The 13,541-nt window shown below is 74.2% G+C and carries 8 protein-coding genes; 3 read left to right on the top strand and 5 right to left on the bottom strand.

Annotated features, from left to right (window positions below; all coding sequences use genetic code 11):
* The first annotated feature begins 62 nt into the window (after positions 1-62).
* From eccE to ACGF4C_RS15550, 3 genes are all read left to right on the top strand, one after another.
* Entirely contained in the window at positions 63-1,289 is a 1,227-nt protein-coding gene (eccE, locus tag ACGF4C_RS15560; RefSeq protein ID WP_393566563.1) for a type VII secretion protein EccE, read from the top strand.
* Complete coding sequence (locus ACGF4C_RS15555) at positions 1,289-2,143, top strand: hypothetical protein (RefSeq protein WP_362145486.1); 855 nt, start codon at positions 1,289-1,291, stop codon at positions 2,141-2,143. The genes eccE and ACGF4C_RS15555 overlap by 1 nt, the downstream gene beginning before the upstream one ends.
* Positions 2,144-2,447: 304 nt before the next feature.
* Entirely contained in the window at positions 2,448-5,282 is a 2,835-nt protein-coding gene (locus ACGF4C_RS15550; protein ID WP_393566561.1) for an SCO5717 family growth-regulating ATPase, read from the top strand.
* Between the two features lie 711 nt (positions 5,283-5,993).
* On the opposite strand, the gene ACGF4C_RS15545 is transcribed toward ACGF4C_RS15550, so the two are convergent.
* The 5 genes from ACGF4C_RS15545 to ACGF4C_RS15525 all read right to left on the bottom strand — a co-directional run bounded on the left by ACGF4C_RS15545 (position 5,994) and on the right by ACGF4C_RS15525 (position 13,440).
* Positions 5,994-6,941, bottom strand: a complete 948-nt coding sequence (locus ACGF4C_RS15545) for a bifunctional riboflavin kinase/FAD synthetase (protein ID WP_030802587.1) — start codon at positions 6,939-6,941, stop codon at positions 5,994-5,996.
* A 365-nt stretch (positions 6,942-7,306) separates the two neighbouring features.
* Positions 7,307-11,362 (bottom strand): hypothetical protein, encoded by a 4,056-nt coding sequence (locus tag ACGF4C_RS15540; protein ID WP_393566558.1) that lies wholly within the window; start codon positions 11,360-11,362, stop codon positions 7,307-7,309.
* A 282-nt stretch (positions 11,363-11,644) separates the two neighbouring features.
* Positions 11,645-12,628 (bottom strand): tRNA pseudouridine(55) synthase TruB, encoded by a 984-nt coding sequence (gene truB / locus ACGF4C_RS15535; RefSeq protein WP_393566556.1) that lies wholly within the window; start codon positions 12,626-12,628, stop codon positions 11,645-11,647.
* 2 nt (positions 12,629-12,630) lie between these two features.
* Positions 12,631-13,080 (bottom strand): 30S ribosome-binding factor RbfA, encoded by a 450-nt coding sequence (gene rbfA / locus ACGF4C_RS15530; protein WP_030414191.1) that lies wholly within the window; start codon positions 13,078-13,080, stop codon positions 12,631-12,633.
* A 66-nt stretch (positions 13,081-13,146) separates the two neighbouring features.
* Positions 13,147-13,440 carry a DUF503 domain-containing protein gene (locus ACGF4C_RS15525; RefSeq protein WP_030414192.1) on the bottom strand — a complete coding sequence of 98 codons (294 nt, stop codon included), beginning with the start codon at positions 13,438-13,440 and terminating at the stop codon, positions 13,147-13,149.
* Between the last annotated feature and the right edge of the window lie 101 nt (positions 13,441-13,541).

The following is a 13,541-nucleotide window of genomic DNA, read 5'->3' as shown; positions in this document are numbered from 1 at the left end:
GCACAGCTTCGGGCAACAGAGGAAATGGCGGCCGGAGTTCCACGGCCCGCCCGGCGGGCCCGGTGGCACCGCGGCTGCGCCAGCAGGCCGGCACGATCGGCGGGGTCCGCGTCCAGCAGCTGGCCATCATCGAACTCGCCGCCGCACTGGTGCTGGTGGGCTGGTCGATCCACCCGGCCGCGCTGACCGCGGCCGCCGTCGTCGCGGCCGTGCTGGTCGTCTTCGCGCTCGGCCGGCGGCGCAAGATCCCGCTGCCTGAGTGGATCACGACCGTGCGCGCGATGAAGCGCCGCAGCAAGAACAGCACCGCCGCGCTCGCGGCCACCCAGGGCGTCGACCCGGCGATCGCCCCCGTGGTGGAGTGCGAACCGGCCCTGCGCACCTACGAGTACACGACCGAGGCCGATCAGCGGGCCATCGGTTTCGTCGGCGACGGCACGTTCCTGACGGCCATCGTCCAGGTGGACGCCCGCGACGAGCCGCTGCGGCCGCAGCGCGGCAGCCACATGCTGCCGCTGGAGGTGCTGCACACCGCCCTGGACATCGAGGACATCCACCTGGAGTCCGTCCAGTTCGTGCAGTACACCCAGCCCGCGCCGGCGCCGCACCTGCCCGAACAGGCCGTGGCGTCCCGCTCGTACGCCCCACTGCAGGCGCAGTCGCAGACCCCTGCCATCCAGCTGACCTGGATCGCCCTCAAGCTCGACCCGGAGCTGTGCTCGGAGGCCATCGAGGCCCGCGGCGGCGGTCTGGAGGGCGCCAAGCGTTCGCTGCTGCGCGCCGCGGACCAGCTCGTCAGCCGGCTGACCGCGCACGGCGTGCGGGCCAGGGTGCTCAACGAGCGCGAGGTCACGGCCTCGATCGGCACGGCCGTGTGCGTCAGCCCGCGGGCGGCCAACGGCGCGATGGGCCGCGACGGCCGGGCGGTCCGGCGTACCCAGGAGACCACCCGGGCGATGCGCTGCGACGACCGCTGGCACTCCACGTACTGGATCGGCCGGTGGCCCCAACTGGGCCAGGGCGGCGCGCCGTTGGCGGCCGTCACCCAGCTGCTGACCAGCACCAGGGCGATGGCCAGCACGTTCGCGCTGACCGCCACGCACGGCGGCGGCCGCGCCCCGGCGATCTCGGGTTACATCCGCCTCTCCACCCGCAGCGAGAACGAACTCTCCGCCGCTCAGGACGAGTTGGAGCGCCGTTCCGGTTCCGCGAAGGTCGGGCTGGTCCGCCTCGACCGTGAACAGCTGCCCGGCCTGCTGGCCACGCTCCCCCTCGGAGGTACCCGCTGATGGCCTCGCCCACGTATCAGCCCCGCGTCAACACCAGCAGCGACGGCTGGCGCAATCCCCCCTTGTCGGCAGGCGTCAGTGGCGGTGACGGCCGCCGGCTGTCGCACCAGCCGCGTCCGGAGGAGGAGCAGAACGGGCCGTCCGGGCCCAGGCCCCGGCCCGGTTACGGCCTGCGCGGCCCGCGGCGCAGCCCGCATGTGCTGACCGCCGAGTCGCTGGCCGCGCTGACCCTGCCGGTCGGCGACGACGGCGTGATCATCGGCATCGACCCGCAGAACCAGCCCGCCGTGCTCAGCCTGCTGCGCCCGACCCCGCTGGAGGTCGTCCTCGTCGGCAGCATGTGGATGGCGCAGGTGCTGGCGCTGCGTACGGTCGCCACCGGCGCCCGGGTCGCGGTCGAGACCGCCCGGCCGCCCGCCTGGGGCCAGATGGCGCAGAGCGCCGGCGGTGGCCAGCAGTGCGTGTCCGTCCATGACGTCCGCCAGATCGCGCCCCAGGGGCCGTCGGTTTCCAGCCCCGTGCTGGTCGTACGGGACATGGGTGCGCGGCCGCCGCGCAATCAGCTCGCCCCGAGCCCCTGGCAGTCGGTGCTGACCGTGCTGCCGTTCCTCGGGCCGCGGTCGCCGCAGATGCTCAGCCGTGCCGACCTCGTCGGCCTGCAGCGGCTGTCGCCCGAGGAGGCGGAGGTCGTGACGCGCATCATGCGGCTGCCGGAGCAGGTCGGCGCGGTGCTGCCGACGCTCAGCGACAACGCCATGCTGTGGTGCCGTCGTGACGGTGGTCACCAATTCGTCATGACGCAGCCCACGGAGGCGGAGACCAACCTGCTGGGCGGCCCGCGCCGGATGGACTGATACCTGAACAACCACCTTCGGCACGGCCGCACGGGCGCATCCACAGGCGTAATCGCCGGGTGCGCCCGTAGGTGTGCCGAAGGGCTTGAAGACGACATGGCACCGACTGCCGTTATGGGCCGACTCTTGATTAGGCTGTGTGGGAGAGCCGCAGGAGCACAGCGCGACGGCAGTCGATACGGGGATGGAGACAGTTAGTGTTGGCGCAACCCCGGGTGGTGTGTTCCGACTTCCGCTACACCCGAACGATCCGCCTGTATCCGGTCCTGCCGTTCAGGTGCGTTGCAGTACACCAGGAGGCACAGTGAACGAGCAGGAGGCTTTCCGTCCGGACGGAAACGATCCTGACGACGACCAGTCCGAGTTCGACCTGACCGGCGAGTTCAAGATCGACTTTGCCGCGCCGGCCTGGTACGCGAGCAACGACACCAGTGGTGGCGGCACCGGTGCCGCGGCCTCTCCCGCGGCTTCTCCTGCGCCTTCGCCCACCACTTCGCCCGCCACGGCGCCGCCCGGTCCCCCGACCGGTCAGCCGCTTGCCGGGCCGTCCCAGGGCGCACCGGTGCCGGGCCTGCCGCAGCAGGGCGCACCGGCCGTGGACGCCGCACCGCCCGGTTTCCCGACGTTGCGGCCGCAGGGCGCGGACGGCGCCGCTCCGGCCGCCGCCGCGCCGGAGGCTGCCGCGGAACCCACGCCGGCCGCGAACGACGCGTCCGACGGCGGCAACAAGCGTTCCGGTACGGGCGTCGACCCGTCGGCCTCCCTCTGGGACGACGACGATGACGACACCGAGCCGGAGGCCGCGGCGACGCCCGGGACGGAGCACGCGGCCGCCGCCCAGGCACCGCAACCGGAGGCCGTGGCCCCCAACTCCCCGGCCGAGGGCGCCGCCCAGGCCGCGGAGGCCGCTCCCCCGGCCCAGCAGGCCCCGCCCGCCCAGCCGGTCCAGCCCGCTCCCGACGCCGCCGCTCAGGGCGCGCAGGCGGGCCAGTCGCCGGTGCCGCAGCAGGCGCAGCCGCATGGCGCACCCGTACAGGGCGCAGGAGCGCAGGGCGCAGGCGCACAGGGACAGCCGCAAGCTCAGCAGGGTCAGCAGGGTCAGCACGGTCAGCCCCAGCAGGGCGGGCCGCAGGGTGCTCCGCAGCAGCAGGGTGTGCCGCAGCAGGGCGCTCCGTGGGGCGCCGCGACGGACGGTCAGCAGCAGGGCGTCCCGGGCCAGGCCGTGCCCGGCCAGGGCGTCCCCGGCCAGGGTGGACTGCCGCCGCTGCCGCCGGAGTTCCAGCCGGCCGACCCGCGCATGGCCCAGGCCCAGGCCGGTCAGCAGCAGCCGGCCCAGCAGGGCCAGCAGCCGCAGCAGGGCGTGCCCCCGCAGGGCCAGCAGCAGGCCGGATACGACCCGCACCAGGCGGCCCAGCAGGCGGCCCAGGCACAGCAGCAGCATCCGCAGGCCGGTTACCCGCAGCAGGCCCAGCCCCAGCAGGCCGGTTACCCCCAGCAGGGCCAGCCCGCGCAGCAGCAGGGCGCCTACGGCTATCCGCAGCCCGCGTACGGTTACCCGCAGCAGGGCCAGCCGCAGCAGCACCCCAACGCGGCCGCGCAGCAACCCGCTTACGGCTACCCGCAGACCGCGGCCCAGGGCTACCCCCAGCAGGGCCAGCAGCAGGCCGGGTACGACCCGCACCAGGCGGCCCAGCAGGCGGCCCAGGCGCAGCAGGCCGCCCAGGCACAGCAGCAGGCACACCAAGCCCAGCAAGCTCAGCACCAGGCCCAACAGGCGCAGCAGCATGCCCAGCAGGCTCAGCAGCAAGGGCAGCAGGGCCAGCAGACGCCGTATCAGCCGCTGCCCGGTCAGCAGGCGGATCCCAACGCCGCGGCGAACTACGCGACGTACTCGCAGCCCGGTCAGCAGCAGCCGCAGCGGGCGGCTCCCGGTGCTCCGCTCGGTTACAGCGCGGCGGTCGAGCTGACCTCCGACCGGCTGCTGCGCAACCAGCCCAAGAAGCGCAAGCCGGGCGCCAACGCGCAGCCGTCGAAGTTCAAGCTGGGCGCGAAGAAGGAGCAGGAGGAACGGCAGCGCAAGCTGGAGCTGATCCGTACGCCGGTGATGTCCTGCTACCGGATCGCGGTGATCAGCCTCAAGGGCGGCGTCGGCAAGACGACGACCACCACGGCGCTGGGCTCCACGCTCGCCTCCGAGCGGCAGGACAAGATCCTCGCGATCGACGCCAACCCGGACGCCGGCACGCTCGGCCGACGGGTACGCCGCGAGACCGGTGCGACCATCCGTGACCTGGTGCAGTCGATCCCGCATCTGCACAGCTACATGGACATCCGCCGGTTCACCTCGCAGGCCCCGTCGGGTCTGGAGATCCTCGCCAACGACGTCGACCCGGCCGTCTCGACGACCTTCAACGACGACGACTACCGGCGGGCGATCGACGTCCTCGGCAAGCAGTACCCGATCATCCTCACCGACTCGGGTACCGGTCTGCTCTACAGCGCGATGCGTGGAGTCCTCGACCTCGCCGACCAGTTGATCATCATCTCCACCCCGTCCGTGGACGGTGCGAGCAGTGCCAGTACGACCCTGGACTGGCTCTCCGCGCACGGCTACGCCGACCTGGTGCAGCGCGGCATCACGGTCATCTCCGGTGTGCGCGAGACCGGCAAGATGATCAAGATCGACGACATCGTGTCGCACTTCGAGACCCGTTGCCGCGGCGTGGTGGTCGTCCCCTTCGACGAGCATCTCGCCGCCGGTGCCGAGGTCGACCTCGACATGATGCGGCCCAAGACGCGCGAGGCGTACTTCAACCTCTCCGCCCTGGTGGCCGAGGACTTCGCGCGGGCCCAGCAGGCGCAGGGGATGTACCCGCAGCAGCAGATGGGCGGCGACCCGTACGCCCAGCAACAGCAGCAGTACGCCGCCCAGCAGGGCCACCCGCAGCAGGCGCAGCCGCAACAGCACCCGCAGCAGGGCCAACCGCCGGCCGGCTACCCGCCGCAGCAGGGCGGCTGGACCCAGCAGCCCGCCCAGCCGCCGGCCCACTGGCAGCAGCAACAGCCGGCCCCGGACGCCCCCCAGCCGGACCAGTCCGGCCTGGCCCCCGGCTGGCAGCAGCAGCCGCCTCCGCAGTAGCGCGCGTATCGCTCTGCGCGCAGGGTAGAGCGAGCGATACGGGTCGGGCCCGGCACCTTGTTGGTGCCGGGCCCGACCCGTTTGCCATACCGGGCTGCCGGTCCGGCATGCGATGCCGGGCTGCTCCGTGGACGTCGTGAACGTCGCGAGCGTTGCGAACGTCGTGACTGTTGTGAGCGTAGTGAAGGTCATGCGCGTCGCGCGGGCTGCGACCCCGCGGAAGCCGTCACGCCCATACCGCACACCGACCCGAACGAGTGAACCATTCCCGGCCGAACTCCGCCTGCTTCCAGCCGAATTGGCGTGCGCCGCCGCGCTGCAGGGAAGCCCTGCAGGGAGCACCACACCCGCCCGGACACGGCACCCGCAGACTGTCACCGGGCCCCGGAACACGTACCCGCAGCCCTACCGCCCGGCCACGGAACACGCCACCCACAGCACCCACCGGCCACGGAACGCGCCCCCGCAGCACTACCACCCGGCCCCGGCAACACGGCACCCGCAGCACTACACCCGCCCACCCCCCGAAGGGGGGTGGGCGGCGGGGAAAAAAGGTGGTTCGGCGGAAAAGGTGCGGCGGAAAACGCGACGGGGAAGGCTTGCGTCGGCCGGGGGGACCTCCGGCATCGGCCGGGGGGGGACCTCCGTAGGCGGGGGTCTGCCGCGGCGAGCGCTCAAGCTTCAACCGGCCGCGGCGCCAAGGCCCGTCGGTCAGCCGGCGTCGGCGATGAGGCCGCGGGCCAGTTTCACATCGACCGCCATCCGGTCCAGCAGGGCGTCGAGGGTGTCGAACTTCTCCTGGCCGCGGATGTAGGCGAGGAAGTCCACCCCCACGTGCAGCCCGTACAGGTCCAGCCCGACGCGGTCGATCGCGTACGCCTCGACCGTGCGCACCTTGCCGTCGAACTGCGGGTTGGTGCCGACCGAGATGGCCGCCGGCATCGCCTCGCCCTCGACCTGCAGCAGCCCCGCGTAGACGCCGTCGGCCGGGATCGCCGTGTGCGGCAGGGTTTCGACGTTGGCCGTCGGGAAACCCAACTCACGGCCGCGCTGGGCACCGCGGACGACGACGCCCTCGACGCGGTGCGGCCGCCCCAGGACCTCCCGCGCCCCGGTCACATCGCCCTCGGCGACCAGCCGACGGGCGAGCGTGGAGGAGAACGGCTCGCCGCCGCCCGCCTCCCCGCGCTCGAAGAGGTCGACGACCTCGACGGTGTAGTCGTAGGTGGTCCCGAGTTCGGCGAGGGCCTCGACGTTGCCGGTCGCCTTGTGGCCGAATCGGAAGTTGGGTCCCTCGACGACGACCTGCGCGTGCAGCTTGTCGACCAGCACCTTGACCACGAAGTCGGCCGGCGACAGCTTCGAGAACTCCTTGGTGAACGGCAGCACCAGGACCGCGTCCACACCCAGCTCGGTCATCAGCTCCGCACGCCGGTGGTGCGGAGCCAGCAGCGGCGGGTGGGTCCCGGGCCGTACGACCTCGCTAGGGTGCGGGTCGAAGGTGACGACCACCGCCGGGATCCCCAGCTCACGGGCGCGCGCGACGGCCTTGCCGATGATCAGTTGGTGGCCGCGGTGCACACCGTCGTACGAGCCGATGGTGACGACGCTGCGTCCCCAACCCTCGGGGATGTCCTCCAAGCCACGCCAGCGCTGCACTCTGCCCGCTCCTCGCCCGAACTCTTGTCAGTCCACTGCGCCACGTCGGCATGGCGCAGGTCTAAGACTGCCATGCCCCGGGTGGTGCTTCGCGCGAAGGGTCACCGGCGACCGCCCGGTGGATCTTCAATGCAGCACCACACCGGCTCCGCCCCGGGCCGGGTACCCGGTCTCCGTCCCACGGACACCTGACCGCGAACGCCCCACCGCGGGGTGCCCGACCTTGGCTGTCTGCGGACGACGCGGCTACCTGCGGCGGCATCCGACTAACGGACCGGTATCTGCGCCCCGGCCCCGGCCCCGGCCCCGCCCACCGGCCCCCGTCACCCCTCACCCGTCACCCCTCACCCCTCACCCGTCCCCCGTCACCCGCCCAGACTCCCGGCCGCTGTCGTACGGGCGCGGGCTCCCCTCGCCGCGGCGGTCCCCGCCGGATCCGCCGCCCCTCCCCGGAGCCTGCGGGCGAAGCCGGGCAGTCGGCGGCCCAGCTCCGCCAGCTGCCGTTCGAAGCCGGCCGCGCCGCCCGGCGTACGGGCCAGCAGCGCGCCGGTGCGCCGCACCAGGTCACGGGTGCGCTCCGCGGGCCGCCGTGCGCAGCCCTCGGCGGCAGCCCGGAGCAGCGCTTCGAGGACGCTGGTGCCGGCGGCGGCGCCGTGCTCGCCCTGACCCAAGCCGTACGGGCCCCTCTCCTGTTCCTCCTGCGCCAGCAGGGCCTCCAGCAGGTCACCACGCAGTGCCTCCGAGGCGCCGGAACCGCCCGCCGCCAGTACGTCGGCCAGTGCGCACCGGACCGGCGCCGCGCAGTCGGTGATCAGCTCACCGACGAACGGACGCAGCGCGGCGCGGGCGGCCGGTCCGCGCTCCAGGCGATGGGCGACGAATTCCGCGACCGGGCGCGCGGCGCGGTCCGGGCGGTGCCGGGCGTAGTCACGGACGAGCGAGGCGGCACGGGCGGCGGTCCCGGGCGCGTCGAGCCCGGCGAGCAGCCGCAGCAGGGCCGCGGCGACCGGTGGCCCTTCGCCCCCGACGAGCCGGGCCCGGAAGGCGGCCAGCACCGGCACGGGGTGCTCGGCCAGCGCACCCGCGAACGCCGTGGGCGGCAGCTGCGGGTCTCCCGCGACGAAGCGGGCCAGCGCCCGGGCCAGGTAGCGGGGGCGGCTGACCGGGTCGCCCACCAGGAGCGCCAGCGCCGAACCGGTACAGGGTTCGTCGAGCGGGCCGTCGAGTAGCTCCCCCTTCGCTCCCTCCTTCGCTTCGCCCCCCGGTTCGGACCGCATCTCGTACGCCGTGCCCGGTGGCCCGGAGAGCAGGTCGAGGGCCGCCTGACGGAGCAGGGCACGGTCGGCCTCGGTACGGGCGTGGGGCGCGGCGCGCAGGCCGTAGGACGCGGCGGCCGCCCGGCGGCGGGGGGAGGGGTCGTGGGCCCAGCGGGCGACGGCCCGGCAGACCGTCGACGGCTCGTCCTCGGCGAGCGCGCCGAGCAGCTCGTCCCCCCTGGGGTTCGCGGTGGCCACCAGCGCCTCGGTGAGCGCGTCGGGTGCCCGCCGGCGGTGGGCGTACAGCAGGGCCTGCGCGGCGGCCGCCACGGTGATCTCGCGCGGCGCCGGTGTGGAAGGGGCCAGCAGGGGCGTTGCGTCGGGCGGCAACGGCGTGGAAGCCCGGGGCGGGGGTACGGGGCCGTGGGCCGGACGGTTCGACAGTCCCGCGCCCAGGAGGCGGGTGTCGTCGAACCACGAGCAGAGGAGGGGCTGGACGCGCTGCGGATCGGCGCGGAGCATCCCCGCCGCGGCGTCCAGAAAACGCGCCGGTGGGCCCACCGCTCCGTCGGCCACCCGCCCGTCCGCCGGCACCAGCCGCCGCAGCAGGTCCAGCCGGTCCTTGTCCGCCAGTGCCAGCCGCTCCCAGAACCACGGCCCGAACGCGTCCAGTCCGGTGTGCGCGAATCCGCCCGCGCGCAGCGACCGTTCGGTGATCCGGTCGGCCAGCAGCCGCAGCACGCCGGTGTACGGCCCGGCGTCGGGGAGCTCGAGCAGGACGCCGGCCAGCAGCTGCCGGGCCCACCGGGGGCCACCCACGGGCCGTGACGCCGCAACCGCGGCCCCCTCACCCAACGCACCCGGCCCCGGCCCCCGCCACGGCTCCGACTCCGACTCCGGCTCGCCCCCCAGGACAGTCGGCCCCGCGCCTTCGACCGGAACGTCCGGCGCCGGCCCGTCGCAAGAGTCGCAGTCCCAAGAACCGCAGACCCAAGAGCCGCCATCCCCGGAGTCACCGCCCCCGGAGTCACCGCCGCACGTAAGGAGCGGAGGCTGCGGCACGTCCTCCCGCGGGGCCGGGAGCAAGCCGCCCCCATGGGACGCCCCAAGCAGACCCTCCCCGTCCGCCGCTACCGTCGCTGTCGCCGCCGCCGTAGCCGTCGCCGTCGCCGTCGGCACCAACTCCGCCAGCCGGAAGGCAAGTTGGACCCGCCCCGCCTGGCGGGCGAGCCGGAGGAGGGCCTCCACGACCGGGGCGGGGCGGTGGCCGGGGACGGTCAGCAGGTCGAGATCGACGTGGGCGCCCTGCAGCCATTCGCCGAACTCGTCGTGGGCGAAGCGGTATCCGGGGCCGGCCGGCACCAGCAGCCCCTCGGCGAGCACCGCGGCGGACCAGCCGGCCCGGACCGGGAAGACCTCCTCGAAGGACGGACGGTCCAACGCGCCCTCCACGGAAGCGAGGCAGCGGCGGGCGGCCTCGTGCACCTGGCCGGCGACCTGGGCGGCCAGCCTGCGCACCGCGGCGCCACGCGGCGCGGGCCGGTACCCGGCGGCGATGCGTACGGCGATCCGTAGCGACATCAGGTCCAGGTAGGCGTCGAAGACCTGGTGACGGTCCGGTGCGCCGAGCAATTCCCCGGCCGACGCACCACCCGGCTCCCCGGCCCCGCGTCCCGCCCCGGCCCGGCCTCCTCCCCCGCCCAGCTCCTCCCGTACCTCTGCCAGCAGCCGGAGCGTCAGCGGGTGGCGGGCGTCCGGGGCGGCGGGGGCGCCGGGCGGCAGGCCGTAGCGTTCCCGGGCGCGCTCGGCCGCCCTCTTGGGGAGGTCGCCGATCGCCACGCAGGCGGGGAGGGCGGGCACCGCACCGCCCGGCTGCGGCCGGTGCAGCAGCCCCGGCGGGAAGAGCGCTCCGGCTCGTTCCCAGTAGGCGGGGCGGCAGGCGATGACCAGCTGGACGCGGGCGGTGCGCAGCCAGTGGACCGTCGCGGCGGTCCACTCGGCCAGCCGCTCGTGCCGGGCCAGGGCCGCCGGCATCTCCTCCGGGCCGTCGAGGAGCACCAGCAGCGGTCGGCCGGTGCCGGCGGCGAGGGCGGCGACGGTCTCGGGGGTGGCGTCCGTCGGGTCGCCCGCCGTACGTCCCGAGCTGACGAGGGTCCGGCCCGCGGAGCGCAGCGCGCGCCCCACCGCGGTGCGCAGGCCCTCGTCGCCGGCCCGCAGATCGGCGCCGCGCAGCCGGACGGTGGGGGCCGGCAGCCCGCCGGCCGCCCGGCGCGCCGCCAGCCGGGCCAGCTCCGTGCTCCGCCCGGTGCCCGGGCCGCCCACCAGAGCCAGCACCTGCGCCCCGGACGCCCCGGACGGCGCCGTCGCCGTGAAGCGGGTCAACTCCCCCTGCACTTCGGGACGTTCGACCGGTTCGGGGCCCGGCCCGGCGGCGGACGGGCTCGCGGAGAGGGCGGTGAGCCGCAGCACCCCGGCGGGGTTCAGTTCGCTGCCGTACGCGGGGACGGTCGCCGCGTTGCGCGCCAGAAGGGCGGCCAGCGGGCCGCTGGGTGCGGCCTCGGCGACCGCGCGCAGCGGGACGGCGAGGCCGCCGGCCCGACGGCCGGCGTGCAGTGCGCTGCCGAGGACGCCGAGCACCACACCGGTCCGGCCGTCGAGCACCGGCCCGCCGATCGCGGGCCCGCCCAGCCGCAGGGCCTCCCGGCCGCCCGCGCAGAGTGCCAGCTCCAGGATGTGGTCGAGCTGGTGGACGCGGTCGCCGACGGTGTACGTGACGCCGGAGGCGGGGCCGACGACCGTGCCGTCCAGCCAGCCGCCCGTCCAGAGCCGGGCCGGGGCGCCGGCGTCCGGCCGGGCCGTGCCGATCGGCAGGGGGCGGAGCCGGTCCGGGCGGAAGCCGGTGGTCCGGATGAGCGCGAGCCCGCTTCCGGGGAGGGGGGTGACGGCGCTCGGCTCCACCGGGCGGTTCCAGGCGGTGGCCGCCCCGCCGGTGGCCGTGACCGGCCGCATGGGCTGGAGGGCCAGTCCGTCCGCGCCGTCCACCGCCTCGTGGCTGGTGACCACCGTGCCCTCGTGGTCCGCGAGGAATCCCGTTCCGCGCGTGTGACCTGCCCGATCGCGGATCCGCACCAGTGCGGTGTCCGCATCGGCATCCAGCAACGCCATTGCCGATCCTTCCCGCCGGTACCGTCCTTGGAACGGTAAGCAGGCCGTGATCGTCCTGGCGGGGTGTGCGGCGAACGCGCCCCCGTCCGCGCCTTGATTCACTCCGAGCGCCTGACCGAATGAGTGAATGCCCGAGGTGCGCTGGATAGAGATCAAGAGGAGGGGGATGGTGGAGCGCGGACCGGCACCCTGCCTGCCGGGCGGCCCGCGTTCCACCACCCCTCCGGAAGCCGGGTTTCCGGCTCTCCCGGATACCGGGATTTCCGGTCGGCCTCCCAAAGGTCAGATGGCGAAGACCGCCAGGCTCTTGGCCTTCCCGCCCTGGTTCTCCACCAGCGCCAGGAACCGCCCGTCGGGGCCGAAGGCCGCGACCGGCCCGTCGGCCTCGAAGCGCGGCATCGCGATCCGCGCGCCGTTGAGCAGCAGCCGGGCCTGCGCCTCGGTGACGTCCCAGCGGGTGAAGGCCGCGTCCGCCGCCTCACCGACCGGCATGATCGGCAGTCCGCCGCCCTCGGGGGCGTCCACCGCCGCCTGCAGCTGCTCCAGGGTCTGCGCCCGGTCCAGCTTGTACGGCCCGACGCGGGTGCGGCGCAGCGCGGTCAGATGGCCGCCGACGCCGAGCCCGGCGCCCAGGTCACGGGCCAGGGCGCGGATGTACGTACCGGAGGAGCACTCGACGGAGACCAGCAGGTCGGTCACCGGCGTGCCGTCGTCCGCCTCGGTCTCGTGCGCGGAGTGCACCACGAACGAGGAGACGGTGACCGGGCGGGCCGGGATCTCGACGTCCTCGCCCTCGCGCACCCGGGAGTACGACCGCTTGCCGTTGATCTTGATGGCGCTGACCTTGGACGGCACCTGCATGATCGCGCCGGACAGCCGTGCGACCCCGGCGTCGATGTCCTCGCGGGCGAGGCCGTGCGCCGCCTTGGACGCGGTGATCTCGCCCTCGGCGTCATCGGTGACCGTGGTCTGGCCCAGCCTGATGGTGCCGACGTACTCCTTCTCCGTCAGCGCCAGGTGGCCGAGGAGCTTGGTGGCCCGCTCCAGGCCGAGGACGAGCACGCCGGTGGCCATCGGGTCGAGGGTGCCGGCATGGCCGACCCTGCGGGTGCGGGCCATACCGCGCATCTTCGCCACCACGTCGTGCGAAGTGAAGCCGGCCGGCTTGTCGACGATGATCAGTCCCGCCCGTCGCCCACCACCGCCCTTGCCGGAGAGCGCTGCGCGCCCGCCCCCTTCGATGGGCTTGTTGCTCTCACGCTTCATTCTTACGCGGTGCCCTCGTCATCCTCGTCGTCGCCGGGCTTGCGGTACGGATCGGCCTCGCCGGCGTACTTGGCGCCCGAGGAGGCCTCCCGGACCTTGGCGTCCGAGGCCCGTGCCTTGTCGAGGAGGTCCTCGATGGTCTTGGCGTTCTCCGGCAGGGCGTCCGCGACGAACGCCAGGGTCGGCGTGAACTTCGTGCCGGCCGCGGCACCGACCGCGGAGCGCAGCATGCCCTTGGCGCTCTCCAGCCCGGCGGCGGCGCTGGCCCGGTCCTCGTCATCGCCGTAGACCGTGTAGAAGACCGTAGCCTCCCGCAGGTCGCCGGTGACCCGGGTGTCCGTGATGGTCACGTGTGAGCCGAGCCGCGGGTCCTTGATGCCGCGCTGCAGCTTCTGGGCGACCACCTCCCGGATGAGGTCCGCCAGCTTCTTCGCCCGCGCATTGTCGGCCACTGGTCCGTCTCCTTCTTGTCTTCCACAATTGTGCTTCCACCGGCGGCGACCTGCCCCGTCATCAGGTCAGTCGTCGTCGCCGTGCAGCCGTCGGCGTACCGACAGCAGCTCCACTTCGGGCCGTGCGGCGACCAGGCGCTCGCAGCGGTCCATGACATCGGTGAGGTGCCCGACGTCCCCGGACACCACCGCCAGGCCGATGGTGGCCCTGCGGTACAGATCCTGGTCCCCGACCTCCGCCACGCTCACCGCGAATTTGCGGTGGAGTTCGGAGACGATCGGGCGGACGACGGAGCGCTTCTCCTTCAGCGACCGTACGTCGCCGAGAAGCAGGTCGAAGGACAACGTCCCTACGTACATGCAAGCCGGGTCAAGCCACCCGTGGGGCCTTGGGGGCACCGCCCGGCATGGGCCGGGGGTGTGCGTGTCAGTTCGAACCGTACACGCAACGGCCGGGGCCG

This window comes from Streptomyces sp. NPDC048197, from assembly GCF_043202395.1.
In the GTDB taxonomy this organism is placed as follows: domain Bacteria; phylum Actinomycetota; class Actinomycetes; order Streptomycetales; family Streptomycetaceae; genus Streptomyces; species Streptomyces siderophoricus.
This window is presented reverse-complemented; position numbering and strand designations above follow the sequence as displayed.